19 protein-coding genes are annotated in these 20478 nt (G+C 66.7%); 5 read left to right on the top strand and 14 right to left on the bottom strand.

What is annotated here, in order from left to right; translation table 11 throughout:
* Positions 1–47: 47 nt before the first annotated feature.
* The 13 genes from atpG to lpxL form a co-directional block, all read right to left on the bottom strand.
* On the bottom strand, positions 48–914 hold the full coding sequence (atpG, locus tag ACOOHP_RS04320) for a F0F1 ATP synthase subunit gamma (protein ID WP_420465228.1): 867 nt from the start codon (positions 912–914) through the stop codon (positions 48–50).
* Between the two features lie 112 nt (positions 915–1026).
* A complete protein-coding gene (gene atpA, locus ACOOHP_RS04315) occupies positions 1027–2568 on the bottom strand; it encodes a F0F1 ATP synthase subunit alpha (RefSeq protein ID WP_420465227.1) in 1542 nt (513 codons plus the stop codon).
* A gap of 57 nt (positions 2569–2625) precedes the next feature.
* Entirely contained in the window at positions 2626–3162 is a 537-nt protein-coding gene (locus tag ACOOHP_RS04310) for a F0F1 ATP synthase subunit delta (RefSeq protein WP_420465226.1), read from the bottom strand.
* Positions 3163–3174: 12 nt separating this feature from the next.
* The gene (locus ACOOHP_RS04305; protein ID WP_420465225.1) at positions 3175–3645 is read right to left on the bottom strand and encodes a F0F1 ATP synthase subunit B; all 471 of its coding nucleotides are present in this window, start codon (positions 3643–3645) and stop codon (positions 3175–3177) included.
* Positions 3646–3720: 75 nt separating this feature from the next.
* Positions 3721–3996 (bottom strand): F0F1 ATP synthase subunit C, encoded by a 276-nt coding sequence (gene atpE / locus ACOOHP_RS04300; RefSeq protein ID WP_420465224.1) that lies wholly within the window; start codon positions 3994–3996, stop codon positions 3721–3723.
* A 110-nt stretch (positions 3997–4106) separates the two neighbouring features.
* Entirely contained in the window at positions 4107–4970 is an 864-nt protein-coding gene (gene atpB / locus ACOOHP_RS04295) for a F0F1 ATP synthase subunit A (RefSeq protein WP_420465223.1), read from the bottom strand.
* Positions 4971–5078: 108 nt separating this feature from the next.
* Positions 5079–5459 carry an ATP synthase subunit I gene (locus tag ACOOHP_RS04290; protein ID WP_420465222.1) on the bottom strand — a complete coding sequence of 127 codons (381 nt, stop codon included), beginning with the start codon at positions 5457–5459 and terminating at the stop codon, positions 5079–5081.
* 157 nt (positions 5460–5616) lie between these two features.
* Complete coding sequence (locus tag ACOOHP_RS04285; protein ID WP_420465221.1) at positions 5617–6480, bottom strand: ParB/RepB/Spo0J family partition protein; 864 nt, start codon at positions 6478–6480, stop codon at positions 5617–5619.
* 189 nt (positions 6481–6669) lie between these two features.
* Positions 6670–7458, bottom strand: coding sequence for a ParA family protein (locus ACOOHP_RS04280; protein ID WP_420465220.1), 789 nt, complete (start codon positions 7456–7458; stop codon positions 6670–6672).
* Positions 7455–8120 carry a 16S rRNA (guanine(527)-N(7))-methyltransferase RsmG gene (rsmG, locus tag ACOOHP_RS04275; RefSeq protein ID WP_420465219.1) on the bottom strand — a complete coding sequence of 222 codons (666 nt, stop codon included), beginning with the start codon at positions 8118–8120 and terminating at the stop codon, positions 7455–7457. Before rsmG ends, ACOOHP_RS04280 begins: the two co-directional genes overlap by 4 nt.
* The gene (locus ACOOHP_RS04270) at positions 8104–9300 is read right to left on the bottom strand and encodes a L,D-transpeptidase Cds6 family protein (RefSeq protein ID WP_420465218.1); all 1197 of its coding nucleotides are present in this window, start codon (positions 9298–9300) and stop codon (positions 8104–8106) included. The genes rsmG and ACOOHP_RS04270 overlap by 17 nt, the downstream gene beginning before the upstream one ends.
* 28 nt (positions 9301–9328) lie before the next feature.
* On the bottom strand, positions 9329–10294 hold the full coding sequence (locus ACOOHP_RS04265; protein ID WP_420465217.1) for a tetratricopeptide repeat protein: 966 nt from the start codon (positions 10292–10294) through the stop codon (positions 9329–9331).
* A 107-nt stretch (positions 10295–10401) separates the two neighbouring features.
* On the bottom strand, positions 10402–11346 hold the full coding sequence (gene lpxL, locus ACOOHP_RS04260; RefSeq protein WP_420465216.1) for an LpxL/LpxP family Kdo(2)-lipid IV(A) lauroyl/palmitoleoyl acyltransferase: 945 nt from the start codon (positions 11344–11346) through the stop codon (positions 10402–10404).
* Positions 11347–11447: 101 nt separating this feature from the next.
* Here lpxL and waaA point away from each other — a divergent pair, with 101 nt between their 5' ends.
* From waaA to ACOOHP_RS04240, 4 genes are all read left to right on the top strand, one after another.
* Positions 11448–12713, top strand: a complete 1266-nt coding sequence (waaA, locus tag ACOOHP_RS04255) for a lipid IV(A) 3-deoxy-D-manno-octulosonic acid transferase (protein ID WP_420465215.1) — start codon at positions 11448–11450, stop codon at positions 12711–12713.
* Positions 12703–13758 (top strand): ligase-associated DNA damage response exonuclease, encoded by a 1056-nt coding sequence (locus tag ACOOHP_RS04250; protein ID WP_420465214.1) that lies wholly within the window; start codon positions 12703–12705, stop codon positions 13756–13758. Before waaA ends, ACOOHP_RS04250 begins: the two co-directional genes overlap by 11 nt.
* Positions 13755–15335 carry an ATP-dependent DNA ligase gene (locus tag ACOOHP_RS04245; protein ID WP_420465213.1) on the top strand — a complete coding sequence of 527 codons (1581 nt, stop codon included), beginning with the start codon at positions 13755–13757 and terminating at the stop codon, positions 15333–15335. Before ACOOHP_RS04250 ends, ACOOHP_RS04245 begins: the two co-directional genes overlap by 4 nt.
* 79 nt (positions 15336–15414) lie before the next feature.
* A complete protein-coding gene (locus ACOOHP_RS04240; RefSeq protein WP_420465212.1) occupies positions 15415–18456 on the top strand; it encodes a TIR domain-containing protein in 3042 nt (1013 codons plus the stop codon).
* On the opposite strand, the gene rarD is transcribed toward ACOOHP_RS04240, so the two are convergent.
* A complete protein-coding gene (rarD, locus tag ACOOHP_RS04235) occupies positions 18424–19338 on the bottom strand; it encodes an EamA family transporter RarD (RefSeq protein ID WP_420465211.1) in 915 nt (304 codons plus the stop codon). The two genes, ACOOHP_RS04240 and rarD, sit on opposite strands and share 33 nt — an antisense overlap.
* A 236-nt stretch (positions 19339–19574) precedes the next feature.
* Here rarD and ACOOHP_RS04230 point away from each other — a divergent pair, with 236 nt between their 5' ends.
* Entirely contained in the window at positions 19575–20474 is a 900-nt protein-coding gene (locus ACOOHP_RS04230; RefSeq protein ID WP_420465210.1) for a TIGR01777 family oxidoreductase, read from the top strand.
* Positions 20475–20478: the final 4 nt, after the last annotated feature.

Raw genomic sequence — 20478 nt, 5'->3', positions numbered from 1 at the left:
ATGTCATCACTCTCAAGCGGGGCCAACCGGCCCCGTATATAAATTGATTAACCGCTGATCGCTGCGGCGCCGCCGACGATTTCAGACAATTCCTTGGTGATGCTCGCCTGCCGCGCCTTGTTGTAGGAGAGCTGCAGGTCGCCGATGATCTTGCCGGCGTTGTCGGTGGCGGACTTCATCGCCACCATGCGCGCCGCCTGTTCGGAGGCGGCGTTTTCGATCACCGCCTGATACACCTGGGATTCCACATAGCGCTGCAGCACGGTGTCCATCAGTTCCGCGCTGGAGGGTTCGTAGATGTAATCCCAGTTCGACAGCAGGCCCTCGTCCTTGATGCGCTCCACCGGCAGCAACTGACGGGTCACCGGCTTCTGCGTCATGGTGTTGACGAACTCGGTCGACACCACGTAGACGCGATCCACCTTGCCCTCGCGGTAGGCATCGGACAACAGCTTGATCACACCGAGCAGTTGCTCGAGCTGCGGCTTGTCGCCGAGCTGGCTGGCGGTTCCCAGCACCTTGCCGCCGATGCGCTTGAAGAACGCAATCGCCTTGTTGCCGACCAGCGCGACATCGACTTCGACACCCTTGTCCTTCCATTCCTTGATGTTACGGACGGTGGCGCGGAAGGCGTTCATGTTGAGACCGCCGGCCAGACCGCGGTCGCTCGATACCACCAGGTAGGCGACGCGCTTGGCTTCGCGCTCCACCGTGAACGGGTGCTTGTATTCCAGATTGGCGGCGGCAAGATGCCCGAGCACCACGCGGATTTTCTCGGCATAGGGGCGTGCAGCCACCATGCGTTCCTGGGCGCGGCGCATCTTCGACATCGCCACTTTTTCCATCGCACGCGTGATCTTCTGCGTGTTCTTCACGCTTTTGATCTTGGTGCGTATTTCTCTTGGGGCTGGCATTTTTAGCTCCGGGAATCGGGAATCGGGAATCGGGAATCGTCATAACCACCCGATTCGCGCTGCCCGTTTCTTCGATTCCTCATTCCCGATTCCCGATTCCCGCCGGCCATCTTCAGATGGCCGACTGCTTGGCGTAGGTATCCATCGCGCCCTTGAGCTCGGCTTCCAGCGCGTCGTTCCAGTCGCCCTTCTCGTCGAGCTTGTCCATCAGCGACTTGGCATTGTTGGCCAGGTACTGATGCAGGCCTTCTTCCCAGGCCAGGACCTTGGCAACGTCGATGGTATCGATGTAGCCCTTTTCCACCGCGTACAGCGTGGCGGCCATCTGCGACACCGACAGCGGCGCGTACTGCTTCTGCTTCATCAGCTCGGTGACGCGCTGACCGCGCTCGAGCTGCTTGCGGGTGGCTTCATCGAGGTCAGAGGCGAACTGCGCGAAGGCCGCCAGCTCGCGGTACTGCGCCAGGGCCAGACGCACACCGCCGCCGAGCTTCTTGACCACCTTGGTCTGCGCCGAACCACCGACGCGAGACACCGAGATGCCGGCGTTCATGGCGGGGCGGATACCGGCGTTGAACAGGTCGGTTTCCAGGAAGATCTGACCGTCGGTGATCGAGATCACGTTGGTCGGCACGAAGGCGGACACGTCACCGGCCTGCGTTTCGATGATCGGCAGCGCGGTCAGCGAACCGGTCTTGCCCTTGACCGCGCCGTTGGTGAATTTCTCCACGTACTCGGCGTTGACGCGGGCCGCGCGCTCGAGCAGGCGGGAATGCAAATAGAACACGTCGCCGGGGAAGGCTTCGCGGCCCGGCGGGCGACGCAGCAGCAAGGACACCTGGCGGTAGGCGACGGCCTGCTTGGACAGATCGTCGTAGATGATCAGCGCGTCCTCGCCCTTGTCGCGGAAGTACTCGCCCATCGAGCAGCCCGAATACGGCGCGATGAACTGCAGCGCGGGCGATTCGGCAGCGGAGGCGGACACCACGGTGGTGTAGGCCATGGCGCCGTATTGCTCAAGCTTGCGCACGACGTTGGCGATCGACGAATTCTTCTGGCCGATGGCAACGTAGATGCACTTAATGCCAGAGGACTTCTGGTTGATGATGGCGTCGATGGCCAGCGCGGTCTTGCCGGTCTGACGGTCGCCGATGATCAGCTCGCGCTGGCCACGGCCGATCGGCACCATGGAATCGACTGCCTTGTAGCCGGTCTGCACCGGCTGGCTGACGGATTGGCGCGTGATGACGCCGGGCGCGACCTTTTCGATCGGGCTGCTGCCCTGTGCATTGATCGGGCCCTTGCCGTCGATGGGCTGGCCGAGTGCGTTGACCACGCGCCCGAGCAGCGCCTCGCCCACCGGCACTTCGAGAATGCGCCCGGTGGTCTTGACCGTCTGGCCTTCCGACAGGTGCTGGTAACCGCCGAGCACGACGGCGCCGACGGAGTCGCGCTCCAGGTTAAGCGCCAGGCCGAAGGTGTTGCCGGGGAATTCCAGCATTTCGCCCTGCAGCGCATCCGACAGACCGTGGATGCGGACGATGCCGTCCTGCAGCGACACGATGGTGCCGGTGTTGCGCGCTTCGGTCGCCGATTCGAAGTTCTGAATGCGGGACTTGATGAGGTCGCTGATTTCGGAAGGATTCAGTTGCATGTGTATGGGACCTTCACATCAAATGGCGGGACACGAATGCGGCCCGCGGATAGGTAACTAATTCGCCAGCGCCGTCTTGAGCTTTTCCAGCTCGCCCTTGACCGAGCCGTCGATCACCAAGTCGCCGGCGCGAATCACTGCACCGGCCACCAGCGATTCGTCGGTTTTCCATGTCACGTCAACGTTGCGGTCCAGGCGCTTGCCCACCGCGTCGGCCAGGCGCTCCTGCTCGGCGGCCGGCACCGCCACGGCCGAGGTGATCTCCACGTCGACGCGCGATTCGGCCTCTGCCCGCAGGGCTTCGAACTGCTCGGCGATGAAGGGCGCGGCCTTGACGCGGTTGTTCTCGACCAGCAACTTGACCAACGACGTGCCTTCGGCGCCCAGCTCGCCGCCCAGCGCCTTGGACAGGGCGTCGGCGAGGTCGGCCTTGAGCAGCGCCGGGTGCCCGATCAGGTTGGCCAGCTCCGGCGCCTTGACCGCGGCGGACAGTGCGCCCAGCGCCGCGCCCCACTGCTGGAAACGGCCGCTGTCGCGTGCCAGTTCGAAAGCAGCCTTGGCGTAGGGACGGGCAAGCGTTGAAAGGTCGGCCATGAACGTTCTTCCTCAGACCCGGCCTGCGAGCTCTTGGAGCACGTCGGCGTGGGTTTGCGCATTGACTTCGCGCTTGAGGATCTTGGCCGCGCCCAGCACCGCCAACTCGCCAACCTGCTTGCGCAGTTCTTCGCGGGCCTTGGCGGTTTCGCGCGCCACTTCGTCGCCGGCGGCGGCCACGATGCGATCGGCTTCGGTCTTCGCCTGTACCTTGGCCTGTTCGACCAGATTGGTCGCCTGCTTGTTCGCGCCTGCCAGGATTTCCTGCGCCTGCACGCGCGCCTGCTTGAGCGCTTCTTCGCTCTGCGCCGCCGCGTCGGACAGGCTCCTGGCACCCTTCTCCGCGGCGGCCAGACCGTCGGCGATCTTCGCCTTGCGGTCGTCCATCGCCTTGGTGATGGGCGGGAACACGAACTTCATCGTGAACCAGACGAATAGCGCGAACGCCACCATCTGGAAAATCAGGGTTGCATTGAGGTCCATCGTGTCATCCCGGATAGATCGATCGCGGAACCGCACCCGGCGGTTCCGCAACGGATGGGACAGCCAATCGTTCGATCAGCCGCCCGCGCCAACCGCGGCCGCCAGCTGGCCGACGAACGGGTTGGCGAACACGAAGTACATGCCGATACCGATACCGACGAAGGTCACGGCGTCGAGCAGACCGGCGACGAGGAACATGCGGCCGGTCAGCATGCCGGCCATTTCAGGCTGGCGCGCAACACCTTCCAGCAGCTTGCCGCCGAGTAGACCGAAGCCGATGGCAGTACCGGCGCCACCCAGTCCGAGGATCAGACCAACGGCGAGGGCGGTGTTGCTGAGAATCACGTCCATTACAAAGTCTCCTGCGAGGTGTTTACGACGACTTAAGAAGAAGCGGTGTGGGTTGAAGCTGAAACGAAATCGAATCCGGTGCGGCGAGGCGCAAGCCCCCATGCAATCTGCTAATGGTCCGCGTGGCTTTCGGCGGCTGCGCCGAGGTACACCACGGTCAGCACCATGAAGACGAAGGCCTGCAAGGTGATGACCAGAATGTGGAACACCGCCCAGGCCCAGTGCAGCGCCACGCCCATACCGGCCAGCACCGCGCCCAGCACGCCATTAAAGGCCTGCGCCATGAGCAATGCGATGAGGATGAAGATCAGTTCACCCGCAAACAGGTTGCCGAACAGTCGCAGCGCCAGCGATACCGGGCGAGCCACTTCCTCGACGATGCGCAGGACCAGGTTCACCGGCGCCAACCAGGGGCCGAAGGGATGCGTGAACACTTCCTTGAAGAACCCGCCGACGCCCTTGTAGCGGAAGTTGTAGACGAAGATCAGCACAAACACGCCCAGCGCCAGCCCGGCGGTAATGTTGACGTCGGTGCTGGGCACCACCTTCAGATAGGGGATACCCACGGCTGCGGCGCCGGTGGGCAGCAAGTCCACCGGGATGAGATCCATGAAATTCATCAGGAACACCCACACGAAGATGGTCAGCGCCAGCGGCGCGACCAACTTGTCGGCGTGGGGAAAGATTTCCCGCACCTGGGTGTCGACGAAGTCGATCACCATTTCGGCGAAGTTCTGCAGACCCGAGGGTACGCCTGCGGTGGCGCCGGCAGCGGCGTGGCGAAACAGGAAGATGAACAGCAGACCGAGCAGAACCGAGAAAATCACGGAATCCAGATGCAGTACCCAGAAGCCCTTGGCCTGGGCGTCGATGCTCATGGTCTGCAGGTCCAGCTTGAGGTTGGTCAAGTGGTGCAGGACATACTCACCAGAGCCGTGCGCCTCACCGTCGCCGTGTCCTTGGTCTGCCGCCATGTTGTCCTTCGTCCCGATCTATTTTTAACTTCGGTTCGACATGTTGCCGTGGCCTTCATTGGCGCACGCACCACGCGATCCTCGCAATAACCTGCCCGGTCAACCCGCTCAGTCGATCCTGGCGACGAGCCACACCGTCGGATAGGCCGCCAGACAGGCAACGTAAGCGCACAGCAACGGAAGAAAATTCTCCGCAAACCCAACGACGCCGAAGAAGAACATCAGCGCAGTCAACGCCATCTTTCCGATCTCGCCGCGGTAGAACGAACCCACCACCTCGCGCGGATCGCCACCCCGTTGCCGCCAGTAAACCCGCAAGGCGAAGTAGAAGGTGGGGATGATCGCGATCAGGCTGCCGTAGCCTGCCGCCAGCGCGGCTGACATCCCACTGAGCAGTGCTGCGATAACGGCGGCAACCAGACCGATTCCGGCCTGCGCGGTACACACCGCCCAAGCCAGACTGATTCCCCGCAAATGCACCCTGCCCATGCTTCTCTTCGGTTCCGCCGCGTAGATGACGCCGTGGAGCCGTCTTGCAGCCCTTGCGAGCGGCGCGGAGTCTACAGAAACCGTCGCTACCGGGTCAACGCAAACCGACCGGTTGCGAGCGCAAACGCGACGCCATCTGCCGCCAACGGCTCGCGAATCACCCCAAACGCGCCAGAAACTGCTGCAACTCCGCATCGTTTCCGAAACGGATGGTGATCTGGCCGCGGCCGCTGGCATCCTGCCGCAGCTTCACCGGCAACCCGATGCATCGCGCCGCGCGCTGCTGCAATTCCGGCGGCGTCGACGCCGGCATGGCACGGGGTGACGGCACCGCGGCGGGTTCTGGCGGCGACTTGCACAGCGCCTCGGCCTGGCGAACGCTCAACTGGCCTTCGACGATCTGCGTGGCGATGGCGGCCCGACGCTCGGCCGGCACGCCCAGCAGCACCTTGGCGTGGCCCAGGCTCAGCCGACGCTCGCGCACCCACTGCTGCAGCTCCGGCGCCAGTTCGATCAGGCGCAGCAGGTTGCTCACCGCCGCGCGCGAGCGTCCCACCGCTTCGGCCACCTGCTCGTGCGTCAGCCGGCATTGCGCGATCAACCGCTGCAGGGCCTCGGCCTCTTCCAGCGGATTCAGATCGGCGCGCTGGATGTTTTCCACCAGCGCAACGGCCATGGCCCCGCGCTCGTCGAGGTTGCGCACCACGGCCGGGACCGTCTTGAGGCCGGCCTGCCCGGCCGCGCGCCAGCGCCGCTCGCCAGCGACGATCTCGTAGCGATCGTCGGCCAGCGGACGCACCACGATGGGCTGTACCACACCTTGCGCGGCAATCGAGCTGGCCAGTTCGTCCAGCGCCTCGGCATCGAAATGACGACGCGGCTGGTGAGCGCCCGGTTGCACGCGATCCAGCGCAATCTCGCGCAGGATCTCGCCCGCGTCGGCGTTCTCGGCATCGCTACTCGCGGTGCTCAGCAGCGCATCAAGGCCCCGTCCCAATCCCCGCTTTTTTTGCACGCTCATCCCGCTGTCGCTCTTCGAATGCGTCCCCGACTGCGACAAGCGTAGCGCAGCGGGCCCGCGAATGGCGGCGCACGGCGCACCGGGCGTGCACTCGCGTGTCGAACGGCAGTGCGGCTCGAGGACCTGCACGCAGGGTTTGTCGCATGGCGACCGTCAAGCGCGAGGCGTTGGACCCCGAGGGCTTTGCGTTCAGGAATCCAGCTGCAACTGTCCGCCGTCGTGGCGCCGCAGCATCTCTCCGGCGAGTGCCAGGTAGGCGCGCGCGCCGCTGGACTGGGCGTCGTACACCATCACCGGCAGGCCGTGGCTGGGTGCTTCGGCCAGGCGCACGTTGCGCGGGATGACGGTGCGATAGACCTTGTCCGGAAAGTGCAGCAGCAGTTGCGCGGAAACGTCGTTGGACAGGTTGTTGCGCGGGTCGAACATGGTGCGCAGCAGACCTTCGATCTCCAGCCGCGGGTTGATCACGCGGCGGATCTTTCGGATGGTGTCGTGCAGGGCGCTCAGCCCTTCCAGGGCGTAGTACTCGCATTGCATCGGAATGAGCACGCCGTCGGCTGCGACCAGTGCGTTCAAGGTGAGCTTGGACAGCGCCGGCGGGCAGTCGAGAATCATGTAGTCGAACTGGTCGGCGACATCGGCCAGCGCGGTCTTCAGCGCGAAATCTCCGGCTGGCTGGTCGCGCAGCTTGATCTCGGCCTCGGTCATGTCGCTGTTGGCGGGCAGCAGCGAGAACTTCAGTTCGCCCAATGACTGAATGGCATCCGCGGCGCGCGCGGCTTCCACCAGCACGTCGCGCGCCGAGACCTTCAAGCTGGCCTTGTCGACGCCCACGCCCATGGTGGCGTTGCCCTGCGCGTCCAGGTCCACCAGCAGCACCTTGCGCCGCATCGCCGAAAGCGAGGCGGCCAGATTCACGGCGGTGGTGGTCTTGCCCACTCCGCCCTTCTGATTGGCGACGGCGATGATGTAACTCATGTCGGGAGACCGGAAGCGGAGGGCGCAGAACGGGAAGCAATCACGAGATGACGCTCCTCGTACAGTCCGGGCACGTCAAGTCGAACTGCGCGCGGGACGCAAACGAAGGGGGGAAGTGCAGCAAGTTCATTGTCGTCCAGTCGTCCCTTCATCGCCAGCCAGTGTCCCCGCTCGGCCAGCAGGGGCTCGGTCAACGAGCAGAATTCGCCGAGCGCCGAAAACGCACGGGCGCAGATCGCGTCGTAGAGACGATCCGGCTGGTGGGCTTCGACGCGCGCCTCGATCACCTCGACATTGCGCAGTGCCAGCGTGCGCACCGCATGGCGCAGAAAACGTGCCTTCTTGCCGTTGCTGTCCAGCACCGCGACCCGCCAGTGCGGGCGTGCCAATGCCAGCGGAATGCCCGGCAGTCCGGCGCCACTGCCCACATCGAGCAGACGCGCGATCGGCAGGCCGTCGAGCGCCGGCAGCAGCGCCAGCGAATCGAGCAGATGCCGGGTCACCATCTGCGCCGGATCGCGTACCGCGGTCAGGTTGTAGCTGGCATTCCATTTCGCCAGCTCGTGCAAGTACGCCTGCAGCGGCGCCTCCAGGCTCGCCGACAACCCAAGAGCCTGCAGACCCTGCTGCAACCGCAACGAGGGCTCAGCGGTTTTCTTCACGAAAGATGCGCCACTGTCCTTCGCCGTCCTGGCGCCAGTACTGCTCTTTCTTGGCCGCGAAATCGAAGTTGTCGCTGTGATAATCGAGCGTGAACTCGGCCAGGATCATGCGCTCGCCCGGATAGCGGAACAGGCTGATGTCGGACACCGTCACGTCGATGTAGCGCTTGCCGGCGTTGACGCGGCGTTTGTGCTCGGCAAACGCCGCCTTGTCGAGGCCGGCGGTGACGAAATCCTCGCCGTAGAAATCCAGGTAGGCCTCGCTGTCCATCGCCGACCACGCGCGGCGCCAGTGTTCGATGCGCTGCAGAAACTCGCGCCGCTCCTCGCGCGCCTTGGACTGCGGGATCCAGTCGAACTCGTCGGCCAGCACCACCGGCGCGCGAGTCTTTTCCACGAACGGCCGCAGCCACTCCAGATCTTCGTTGGCCATGGTGACGCAGCCCTCGCTGGAGCGCGGCGCACGCACGTAGGTCTGCCGCGGCACGCCGTGCAGCCAGATGCCGTAGCCGGTGCGCGTCTCCAGGCGATCCCACAGATTGGGGTAGTTGAGCGGCAGCGCGCCGGCGCCGTACAGCTCGGGCAGGGAGCGGTCCTCCATCCAGCCGGTGACGTGATAGATCCCCACCGGCGTGCGTAAATCGCCTTCCACCTGCTTGCCGTAGCCGGCGCGCCCGATCGAGGCATAGCGACTGCCGACGGGCTGCAGATAACCATCCACATTCTTCATCAGGTGCAGGCGCGAGCGGGGCAGATCCACCAGCACCAGATAGGGGTATTCCGCCGACAGTTGCAGCACGGTGTCCGGCACCGAACCCGGCGCCGGGTTGAAACGCGCCTGGTCGAGCCGCAGCCGCGCCTCGTCGAACAGCTCCAGCACGCGAGGGTCTTCGGCATCGGCCATGATGCCGCGCACGCCGGAGCGCGCCGCCAGCAGATCGGCGTACAGCAACTGTGCAAGACGGAAATTGGGCTGCTGCCGGATCAGCTCTTCCAGCGCGCGAATGCCTTCGCGCATGCGTCCGGATTCGGCCAGTTCCATCGCCGACACCAGCAGGAACTCCGGCGATGGCGGCGATACCTGCGGGCGCAGCGGCGCGATCGGGCCGGCCAGGGCCGGGACCGAACCCAGCAGCAGCCAGGCCAGCGCCGCCGACCCCCTGAGGCGACGCCCGCTCATGCCGGTCGGATCGCGACGCCCCCCGCGCTTAGCGCGTGTACTCGCGCACGATCTTCCAGCCCTGCTCGTCGCGCATCTCGATGACCTTGGTCACCTGGTCGGAGAAGCTGTCGGATTCGTATTCCTGGCGAAAAGTCACGCGCACCGTGCCGTCGGCCAGGGCCACGAACTGCGGGCCCACCACGTTGACCTGGATGCGCGCAGGGCGCGCGATGCGGTCGCGCCGCTGCGCTTCCCAGGTGGCTCGGGCGACGCCGCCCTCGGGACGGAAATCGCCGGCATAGGCGCCCAGATAACCCTCCACGTCCTGGCGCGACCAGCTCTGCGCCCAGGCCAGCAGCGCCTGGCGCACCGCCGCGGTGGTGTCGACATCGACCTCGTCGGCGGCAACCGTCGGCGCCGGTGCCGCCGGCAATGCCGTGGCGGCGGGAGCCGCCGCAGCGGGTGCGGCCGGCGCGGCGGGCGCGGCCGCCACTGCGGCGCCCTGATCGCCGCTGATGCGGTTGAGGAAGCTCAACTTGTTGCGCACAGTCTGGTTGCCCTGGTCCAGCATCAGCGCGCGGTTGTAGGCGGCGCCGGCCAGCGCGGCATAAATGTCGCCCAGATTCTCGTGCGCGGTGGCATAACTCGGGTGCGTGGCCAGTGCCGCTTCCAGCGCATCGCGGGCTTTTTCGTAGTCGCCCTGCTGGGCATACAGCACCGCCAGATTGTTGTACGGCTCCGGCAGTTGCGGATAATCGCGGGTGATGTCGGCAAAGGCCTTGATGGCGTCTTCCGCGCGGTTCAGACGGGTCAGCACCAGGCCGCGCAGGAAGCGCGCCTCGGCATCCTGCGGCGCCGACTTGAGCTGCTCGTCCAGCCGCTGCAGCGCCCGATCCAGCTGGCCCTGTTCGATCAGGGTCTGGGCTTCTTGGACCGCCGCCGCCGACAGGACGCCCTGCGAATAGAACAGGAACGCGGCCGCAGCCGTCAGGCAGGAAATCGTACGTTTCACGCGCAAGCCTCGTGGATAGATCAGCGGAAGTTCGACGCGGGAGTTTATCAGCACGCCCCGGGGCGACATAGGCGCGCCCCTGCCGTGCGTCGCGGCAGAGCCCGCATTCAGTAGACGCTCGCTGCCCCTGGCGGGCGCCGCTTGAAACGCCGATGGATCCAGAAGTACTCCGGCATCGCCAGGCGGATCCCCTGTTCCAGGGTCTGGTTGACGCGGGTGGTATCGACGAGCTCGTCGGTGCCGGGAAAGTCCTCGATCATCGGCAGGAAGCGCACGCACCAGCCGTGCGCGGTGCGCCGCGGCATGTACGGCAGGACCCGCGCCCGGCCCATGTTCGCCAGTCGCGAGGTGGCGCTCACGCTCCAGGTCGGCACGCCGAAGAAAGGTGCGAATACCGACTGCGGAACGCCCAGAGTCTGGTCCGGCGCATACCAGATGGCGTGGCCCTCGCGCAGCGCCTTGACCAGTCGACGCAGGTCGTCACGCGGCAGCGCCGGCAGACCGGAACGGCGGGCGCGCCAGCCATACATCAGGTAATCCATCACGCGGTTGTCGTAGGGCCGGTACATGGCGTGAAACGGCAACCCGGCCTGGCTGCAGACGATGCGAGCACCGATCTCCAGGGTGCTGAAGTGACCGGTCAGTAGCAGCAGCCCCGCACCGCTGGCGCGGGCCGCTTCCAGGTGCTCCTGGCCTTCGATCTCGAATCGCGGCAGCAGGCGCGCGTCGCTGGCGAACCAGGCCAGCGCGGTCTCGAACAAGCCGCGACCGAGCGCGGCGAAGTGCTGATCCACCAGGCGCTCGCGCTCAGCATCCGGCAACTCCGGGAAACACAGCCGCAGGTTGGTTCGGACCACTTCGCGACGCTTGCCGGCGACGCGACCCAGGCTGCGGCCCAGCCACTCGCCGAAGCTCAACTGCCAGGTGATCGGCAACCAGGTGATGACGCGAATCAGGCCGACGGCGAGCCATGTCGGCCACCAGCGTGGCAACAGCAAGCGCCAGGAAAAGCTCGGCGCAGAAGCGGAAGTGGACGTCGGGGTGGCGGACATGGCGCGCAGTGTCGGGGCATGCTTCGCGTCGCGCCAGTGCGGCAGCGGTAATCGCCGTACGTCGCTTGGCGCGCGCGACGCTCCACCCTCACACTCACACGGTGTACCGCCTCTACACCCTGCTACTGATTCTGATCACGCCCTGGGTGCTGCTGCGCCTGCTGTGGCGCTCACTGCGCCAGCCGGCGTATCGCCTGCGCATTCATGAACGCTTTGGCGGCGTAACGGCGCCAGCCGAGCCCATCGCGGTATGGGTCCACGCGGTTTCGGTCGGCGAATCGCTGGCCGCGTTGCCGCTGATCCGCCAACTGGTCGCGCGGCACGGTCCGCAGCGAGTCTGGGTGACCACCACCACGCCCACCGGAAGTGATCGCATCAACGACCTGCTGGGCGATCAGGTCCTGCATTCCTATGCGCCCTACGACCTGCCCTGGGTGGTGTCGCGTTTCCTCGACCGCGTGCGTCCGCGCCAGGCGGTGGTGATGGAAACCGAACTGTGGCCCAACCTGTTTCGCGCGCTGCGCGAACGTAACATCGCGCTGACCATCGCCAATGCGCGGCTGTCGCCGCATTCCTACCAAGGCTATTCGCGGGTGCGTGAGTTTGCGCGGCGGGTGCTGGCCGACACCACCCTGATCGCTGCGCAGAGCGCGCTGGACGCGGCGCACTTCGAAGCCCTGGGTGCGCGGCGGGTAGAGATCATGGGCAATCTGAAGTTCGACATCGAACCGCCCGCGGATCAGGTGCAGGCCGGACAGCGTTTGCGCATGCTGCTGGGCGCCGACCGTCCGGTGTGGGTGGCGGCCAGCACTCACGAGGGCGAGGAAGCCGCCGCGCTGACCGCCCACGCCCGCGTGCGCGAATGGCTGCCCAATGCGCTGCTGATCCTGGTGCCGCGCCACCCGCAACGCTTCGACGAAGTGGCGCGCCTGCTGCAACGGCGCAACTTCGCGCATCTGCGCCGCAGCGGGCTGGACCTTCACGCCGGACCCGCGAGTCCCGATGCCGGCAGCGTGCTGCTAGGCGACAGCCTGGGTGAGATGTGGATGTATCTGGCCGCCGCCGACGTGGCCTTCGTCGGCGGCAGCCTCGGCAGCTCGGGCGGCCACAATATTCTGGAGCCCGCGGTGCTGGAGCGGCCGGTGATGTTCGGCCCCAGCATGCATAACTTCGCGCAGGCCCGTGAACTGCTGCTGAGTACCGGCGCGGCGCGCGAGGTCACCCAGATCGACAGCCTGCCGCGCCTGCTCATCGACTGGCTGCGCGACCCGGTCTTGCGCACGCGCATGGGCAAGGCCGGACGCCGCGCAGTGGCGATGAATCGCGGCGCGCTGGCTCGCCTGCTGGAGCGACTCGATGAGCATTGACCCGTCCGCGGATCTGGTCCGCGTCACCGACCGCGGCCTGTACTGCGCGGCCGGGGACTTCCACATCGACCCCGGCAAGCCGGTCGCGCGCGCGGTCATCACCCACGCCCACGCCGATCACGCACGCAGCGGCTCACAGCACTACTGGTGCAGCACACCAGGGCTCGCCCTGACCCGTGCAAGAGTCGGCTACGGCGGCGGCATCAGCGCGGTGGATTACGGCCAGGTCTTCACGCTCGGCGACGCCCTCGTGTCGCTGCACCCGGCCGGCCACGTGCTGGGCTCGGCGCAGGTGCGCATCGAGGCCGGCGGCCGCGTGTGGGTGGTCTCTGGCGACTACAAGCGCAATCCCGATCCCACCTGTGCCGCGTTCGAGCCGGTACGCTGCGATGTGTTCGTCACCGAATGCACGTTCGGCCTGCCGGTGTATCGCTGGCCCGATCCGGCAGATGTTGCCGCCGAAATTCATGCCTGGTGGCAGGCCTGCAAGGCCAAGGGCGAGTGCGCGATCCTGTGCGCCTATGCTCTGGGCAAGGCGCAGCGCATTCTCGCCGAGTTGCTGCGCCATACCGATGAGACCGTGTATCTGCATGGCGCCATGGCGCCGCTGGTCAAGCTCTATCGCCAGGCCGGTGTGTCCATGCTGCCCACCGAACCGGTCGGCAACCAGCCCAAGTTCTTCGACTGGCGCGGTCGCCTGGTGCTGGCACCACCCGGTGCCGCCGGCACCCCGTGGATGAAGCGCTTCAAGCCTTACGCAGCCGGATTCGCCTCCGGCTGGATGCGGGTGCGCGGCTCGCGCCGACGCCAGGCCTGGGATCGCGGCTTCGTGCTGTCCGATCACGCCGACTGGGACGGACTGCTGCAGAGCATCGAACAGAGCGGCGCGCGGCGGGTGCTGGCCATGCACGGCAACACCGATGCGCTGATCGAGACCCTGCGCGCGCGCGGCATCGATGCGGCGCCGCTGCACGATCCGTTCGAGGGCGCGCACGGCGGCGGCGGGCTAGACGCGGTCGAGGAAGCAGCCAACGGTGTCACGTGAAGCGCTTCGCCGCGCTCTACGCGGAACTCGACGATACCCGCGCCACCTCGCGCAAACTCGCGGCGATGCGCCGCTACTTCGGCGCAGCACCCGCCGAGGACGCTGCCTGGGGTCTGTACTTCCTGCTCGGTCGTCGGCTCAAACGCGTGATCGCACCGATGCATCTGCGTGCGTGGATGGCGCAGGCCAGCGGCCTGCCGACCGCGGTGATCGAGGACAGCTACGCGCACGTCGGCGACCTCGCGGAAACCATCGCGCTGCTGTTTGATCGCGGACCGGCAGAGGCCGGTTTCGACGAACCCCTGCATCGGGTCGTACATGTCCTCCGCGGGCTGGCCGGAGCCAACGAGGCCACCCAGCGGCAGGTGGTGCTGGGCTACTGGCGGCGGCTGCCGACCCTGCCCTGTCTGTTGTTCAACAAGCTGCTGACTGGCGCGCTGCGGGTAGGGGTCTCCGCCGGCCTGGCCGCGCGCGCACTGGCCGAACATGCCGGACTGGACCCCGCGGTGGTGCAGGCGCGCCTGATGGGCGACTGGACGCCCGCCGCCGACACCCTGGCCGCCCTCTGCAGCCGCGAGGACGAACGCCAGGACGCCGCGCGTCCCTACCCGTTCTGCCTGGCCGCGCCGCTGGAGGCCCAAGCATCCTCGCTGGGCGAAACCAGCGACTGGCTGGCGGAATGGAAATGGGATGGCATCCGCGGCCAGTTGATCCGCCGCCGCGGCGAGTGTCATCTGTGGTCACGCGGCGAAGAACTGCTGGACGGCCGCTTCCCGGAAATCGAAGACGCAGCCGCGGCGCTGCCCGACGGCACCGTGCTGGACGGCGAGATTCTGGCCTGGAACGATCACGGCGTGATGCCGTTTGCAGCCCTGCAGCAACGCATTGGCCGCAAGCAGCCCCCGCGAAGGATCCTGCTGCAGACGCCGGTGCGCTTCATGGCCTACGACCTGATCGAACGCGACGGCGAGGACTGGCGCGCGCAGCCCCTGTCTGCACGTCGCGCGGCATTGGAAATACTGCTGTCGGGCACCGGCATGGACGTCTCTGCGCGCCTCGAAGCCGCCGACTGGAACATGATTTCTCAGCTGCGCGAAGACGCCCGTCGACGCGGCGCCGAAGGTCTGATGCTCAAGCGCCTCGAAAGTCCTTACGTGGCCGGCCGCAAGCGCGGCCACTGGTGGAAGTGGAAGCTTGACCCGCTGAGCGTTGATACCGTGCTGGTCTACGCCCAGGCCGGTCACGGCCGACGTTCCAATCTCCACACCGACTACACCCTGGCCGTGCGCGACGGCGACACGCTGGTGCCGGTGGCCAAGGCCTACTCCGGCCTGACCGACGCCGAACTGGTCACCATGGACCGCTGGATCCGCGCCCACACGCGCGAAAAGTTCGGGCCGGTGCGCAGCGTGGAGCCGCTGCAGGTGTTCGAGATCGCCTTCGAAGGCATCCAGGCCAGTCCACGCCACAAGTCCGGCGTGGCGCTGCGCTTTCCGCGCATCGCGCGCTGGCGGCGCGATAAAAGCACGGCGGACATCGACACCCTCGATGGGCTCAAGAGGCTGCTGGTGCCCTGAGCGCGATGGCCCGGGTTTGACGTATCGTTCAGGTACGAACCAAGCCCTTGCACCGCTGAGCCCCGGGAGCGATCACGTCATGGCGGCAGAGGTTGCCGATCCCCGTTACTGGGCCTTCATCAGCTACAGCCACGCCGACGAGGCCTGGGCGCGCTGGCTGCATGGCGCCATCGAAACCTGGCGCGTGCCGTGGCGGCTGGTCGGTCATCCGCATCAGGACGGCCCGATTCCGCGGCGTCTGTTCCCGGTCTTCCGTGATCGCGACGAGCTGTCCTCTTCGCATGAACTCGGCGGCGCCATCCGCCAGGCGCTGGCGCAGTCGCGCTACCTGATCGTGATCTGTTCGCCGCGCTCGGCGGCTTCGCGCTGGGTCAACGAGGAGATCCGCCACTTCAAGGCGATGGGCCGCGAGGCACGCGTGCTGGCGCTGATCGTCGACGGCGAACCCGGCAGCGCCAGCGCCGAATGCTTTGCCCCGGCACTCAGCCGGCGCGTGTCCGTGGACGGCACCGTGCTGGACACCGAGGCGGTCGAGCCGATTGCCGCCGACGTGCGGAGCGGTCGCGACAGCCGTCGCCATGCACGGCTGCGCCTGCTCGCCGGCATGCTCGGCATCGGCTTCGACGCGCTGCAGCGGCGCGAGCGGCGACGTCTGATTTGGCGCGCGGCAAGTGCCGCGACGCTGTCGGTCGCGCTGCTCGCCGCAGCATCGAGCGCCTGGCAATGGCGCGAGCGGCAGATCGCCGAGACCGGGCGCCAGCAGAGCGTGCAACGTCTGACCGCGATCGGCCGCGAGGCCTTGCAGCAGGGCGCCTACGCACGGGCGACCGCCGCGTTGAAGCAGGCTGTCGCACTCGGCGGCAACGAGCCGGCGTTGAACCTGGCCTTGCACCAGGCCACCGCGGTCAGCCGCGCCTGGCTGCGGCGCTGGTCGCTGGGCGCACCCGCGCGGCGCGTGGCTTTGAGCGCTGACGGCCGTCGTGCGGCCGCTGTCTCCAAACACGATCACATCGCGGTGTGGGACGCGGCCAGTGGCGCCGAATTGTTCCGCGGCGAGCCGTCGGGCACCGGGTTCGAAAGCCCGGCGAAACCTCTGTTCAGCGCCGACGGACGCTACCTGTTGCGCCTGCTACGAACAGTGTCGGGGGCGCCCTCGCAGCTACGCATCATCGACCTGGAACGCGGCGGCGACAGCTTCGACGGACCGGTCGCGGCTTCCAATCCGCACGGCTGGAACCATTCGTTCTCGACCGACAGCCGCTGGGCCACCTGGGTCGAACCCGACGGCGGCGTGACGATCTGGGACCTGGAGCGACGGCAGGCTGCAGAAGTCCTGAGCCTGCCGGTGCGTGCCCGTGTCGCCGCCCTGGCGCCGCAGGGCATGCAGATCGCGGTGGGCGATATCGACGGCGGGGTGACGCTTTACGCGCAGGACACCGGCCGTTCGATCCGCCGCTACGAAGGCCTGGACGACCCTGTCATCACACTGGCCTTCAGCCCTGACGGTCGCTACCTGGCGGCCGGCGACGCATCCGGCGCCGTGCGCATCTGGCAGACCGCCAGCGGCGAGCTGCACGCCACCGCTGGTCACCGCTTTGCGGTCGAAGGTCTGCAGTTCTCGCACGACGCGCGACGCTATCTGTCGTTGGCCGACGACGGCGTGCGGGTCTGGGACAATCGCAACGGCGCGCTGATCCGGGCGCCGGATCTGGCACACGCACAGTCGCACTGGCCCGCCCTGCACCCAGACGGCGAACAGCTGGTCCTTACCGACGGCGATCGCGCCATCCTGATGGACACCGCGTCCGGTCGGGTGGTACATGACTACGACGCCCATCTCGGTGGTGCCTTCGACGCCGACTTCGATGCCGCGGGGCGCCATGTGGTGATCGGCGGCGCCGACGGCAATGTGAGCCTGTGGCGCCATCCGGCGTTTCCATTGGTGCAGTACGCGCATGGTGACGCCCTGCATCGGCGTTCCGGCACGGCAGTGACCCACGTCGCCTATTCGCCGGACGGAACCTACTTTGCCTCTGCGGCCACCGATGGCCGCGTGCAGATTCGTCGCAGCAGCGATGGTCAGTTGCAACGCACCCTGGGGGGACACCTTCATAGCGTCGAAGTGCTGCTGTGGGAACCGGACGGCAAGGGCTTGGTGACGATCCAGTACGACGGCGTGGTGCGCCGTTTCGAGGTGGCCAGCGGCAGTCAGACCTTGGTCCGGGAGACCGGTTGGATTCAGAATTTCTGGGTGAGCCGTCATCTGTCGGCCGATGGGCAGCAGCTCCTGTTGCCAACTGAGAATCCCGACCGCCCGATCACCCTGATCGAGCTTGCATCCGGTGAGTTCCACGATTTGACCGCGATCACGGCGGTAGCGCCGATGCCGGCCACGGCTGGCGTCGGGCCCTGGGCATACGCAATAGCCGACGCCGTTCGCGTCGGCGACCCGCGCGACGACTCCGCAGTCTGGTCATGGCCGATTCCACCGTTGAACGGCGACCCAGCGGAAGTCGCCACGCTTGCAGTTTCGGCTGACGGTCACCATCTGTTCGTCGGCCTGTCGGATGGTCGCCTGGCGCTGCTCGACGCTCGGTCCGGCACGCTGCGCGCGAGCCACGACGAGCGAAACGTGCCAGCGGTGATCGCGGGAATTTCCACCGACGGCCGCTATGTGGCCTTGATGCGCCAGGACGAGGCAATTGAGCTTTGGACCCTGCAGAGCCAGCAATTGCAACCCCTGCTCGGGCACGGCGGCACCGTACACAGCTTCACCTTCGCTCCCGACGGCAAATTCCTGGCAACCGCATCATTCGACGGCAGCGCGCGGCTATGGAGTTCCGCCAGCGGTCGCGAATTAGCGGCGTGGCGACTGCACGCTGGAGGTATCAACACGGCGGCCCTACATCCGGACGGCGGGCAGCTGCTGATCGGTTCGGCGGACAATCGCGTCTCGCTGATCGAATTGCGCACTGATCCACATCCGCTCGCCGAGCCCAACGCAACGCAGCGCTGCAGCACCATCTGGCTCGTTGAAGATGAGACTTTGCTGAAGCGAGCGCCGGTAAACTGTAACGCCGTCGCCGCCTCAGCCGTACCCGCGCATGCGGATGCGCCATAGGCCGTCGACGGCATAGATCGCCAGCGCCGCCCAGATGCAGCCGAAGCCGATCAGTTGCTGCGACGAAAACGGTTCGCCGAACAGAAAGACGCCGGTGAGCAACTGCATCGTCGGCGCCAGGTACTGCAGGATGCCGACCAGCGACAGCGGAATCCGCCGCGCGCCATAGGCAAACCAGATCAGCGGCACTGCCGTCATCACACCGGCGAAGATCAGCAGGGCGTCCTCGTAGCGGCCCACATGCCCAAAACCACTGACGCCGCCGTACTCGCACCAGGCCAGAAAGCCCAGCGCCGGCAGGAACATGATCAGGCTCTCCACGCCCAGGCCCGGCACCGACTCCACCGACACCATCTTGCGGATCAGCCCATACAGCCCGAACGAGAACGCCAGGGTCAGCGCAATCCAGGGCAAGCGTCCGACGCTCCAGGTCAGCCAGGCCACGCCGGCCGCGGCGAGCGCCACCGCAAACCACTGCCGCGAATTGAGCCGCTCGCGCAGCACCAACACGCCGAGCATCACGTTGACCAGAGGATTGATGAAATAGCCCAGCGCGGTTTCCACCACGTAGCCGGCGTTGACAGCCCAGATGTAGAGCACCCAGTTGATCGAGATGAGAATGCTGCTGGCCACCAACAGCGGGGCGGCACGCGGCCGCGCCAGGGTGTTCGGCAGCCAGCGCAGTCCGTTGCGCCAGAGCAGGAAGCCCACCACGAACAGCGTGCACCAGGCAATGCGGTGCGCGGTGATCTGCAGGGACGGAATCGCTTCAAGCTGACGCCAGTACAGCGGAAAGATGCCCCAGACCGCAAAGGTCCCCACCGTCGCCACCAGGCCACGGCGGTACTCGATGCCGGGATCGGCGGGCAGCGGTGTGGACATGCGCAGGCCAAGCGGGAACGGGCGCGCAGTCTGCGTCCCCCGAGGTCGATTGCAAAGCCTTGGACAGGGCGCACGATGGCCAGGTCTGCCAGCGACAATGCGCGGATGGCGGGCCGCTGCCGCCGCGCAAGCGACTTGCGGGAGTCGCTGATCCCGAGGGCAGCGCAAAACGACAGCGACCCTTCCCGTGCATCTTCGGGCCCGCGATCTTCCCAATTCATCTCACCGAGGCAGCTGTGAAAATCCTGATCACCGGCGGTAGTGGCTTCATCGGTCAGGCGCTGTGTCCGGCATTGCTCGCGGCCGGACACCAGCCCTGCGTTTTGACGCGCGATCCGGCCGCAGCGCAAAGGCGACTGGGCACCGCGGTGGCGTTCGCAGTTGCGCTGGATCAAGTCAGGGCAGTGGATGCGGTGATCAACCTGCAGGGCGAGAATCTGGCGCAGGGGCGCTGGAACGCCGCGCGCAAGCAGCGTTTTCGCAGCAGTCGCGTCGACTTCACGCACGCGCTGGTCGACTGGATCGCCGCGCAGTCGGCGCCGCCGAGCGTGCTGGTCAGCGGCTCGGCCATCGGCTGGTATGGCGACCGCGGCGATCAGGTACTGGACGAATCGGCGACCCCCGGCGACGACTTCGCGGCACAACTGTGCCGCGACTGGGAAGCCGCCGCGCAGCGCGCCGAAGCCCTGGGATTGCGCGTGTGTCGGGTGCGCATCGGCGTGGTGCTGGATCCAGACGGCGGTGCGCTGGCCCGGATGCTGCCGGCGTTCAAGCTCGGCGCCGGTGGACCGCTGGGTCGCGGCCGTCAATGGATGAGCTGGATCGCACGCGCGGACCTGGTACGGCTGCTGGTGTGGCTGCTGGCACGGGAGGATGCCGCCGGCGTGTTCAACGCCACCGCTCCCGAACCGCTGCGACAGGCGGACTTCGCGCGTGCGCTGGGCGGTGCGTTGCATCGCCCTGCGGTCATGCCGATGCCGGCATTCGTGTTGCGCGCGCTATTCGGCGAAATGGCCGAACTGCTGCTGGGCAGTCAGCACGTTTTACCGGTCGCGGCGGTAGATGCGGGATTCAGCTTCGATCACGGCCGCATCGACGCCGCACTGATCTCGATGCTGCGGCCACAAACCACATAGCGAC

Source organism: Panacagrimonas sp., from assembly GCF_965216805.1.
GTDB lineage: Bacteria > Pseudomonadota > Gammaproteobacteria > Nevskiales > Nevskiaceae > Panacagrimonas.
Note: the sequence above shows the minus strand (reverse complement) of the source record. Positions and strands in the feature narration are given on the sequence as shown.

Coding starts and splice junctions, on each gene's coding strand:
- ACOOHP_RS04290 (WP_420465222.1), bottom strand. CDS start 5,459: ATGGGCAGGGTGCATTTGCGGGGAATCAGTCTGGCTTGGGCGGTGTGT.
- atpB (WP_420465223.1), bottom strand. CDS start 4,970: ATGGCGGCAGACCAAGGACACGGCGACGGTGAGGCGCACGGCTCTGGT.
- ACOOHP_RS04240 (WP_420465212.1), top strand. CDS start 15,415: ATGGCGGCAGAGGTTGCCGATCCCCGTTACTGGGCCTTCATCAGCTAC.
- ACOOHP_RS04280 (WP_420465220.1), bottom strand. CDS start 7,458: ATGAGTTACATCATCGCCGTCGCCAATCAGAAGGGCGGAGTGGGCAAG.
- ACOOHP_RS04285 (WP_420465221.1), bottom strand. CDS start 6,480: ATGAGCGTGCAAAAAAAGCGGGGATTGGGACGGGGCCTTGATGCGCTG.
- lpxL (WP_420465216.1), bottom strand. CDS start 11,346: ATGTCCGCCACCCCGACGTCCACTTCCGCTTCTGCGCCGAGCTTTTCC.
- rarD (WP_420465211.1), bottom strand. CDS start 19,338: ATGTCCACACCGCTGCCCGCCGATCCCGGCATCGAGTACCGCCGTGGC.
- ACOOHP_RS04305 (WP_420465225.1), bottom strand. CDS start 3,645: ATGGACCTCAATGCAACCCTGATTTTCCAGATGGTGGCGTTCGCGCTA.
- atpE (WP_420465224.1), bottom strand. CDS start 3,996: ATGGACGTGATTCTCAGCAACACCGCCCTCGCCGTTGGTCTGATCCTC.
- ACOOHP_RS04270 (WP_420465218.1), bottom strand. CDS start 9,300: ATGAGCGGGCGTCGCCTCAGGGGGTCGGCGGCGCTGGCCTGGCTGCTG.
- atpA (WP_420465227.1), bottom strand. CDS start 2,568: ATGCAACTGAATCCTTCCGAAATCAGCGACCTCATCAAGTCCCGCATT.
- ACOOHP_RS04310 (WP_420465226.1), bottom strand. CDS start 3,162: ATGGCCGACCTTTCAACGCTTGCCCGTCCCTACGCCAAGGCTGCTTTC.
- atpG (WP_420465228.1), bottom strand. CDS start 914: ATGCCAGCCCCAAGAGAAATACGCACCAAGATCAAAAGCGTGAAGAAC.
- ACOOHP_RS04250 (WP_420465214.1), top strand. CDS start 12,703: ATGAGCATTGACCCGTCCGCGGATCTGGTCCGCGTCACCGACCGCGGC.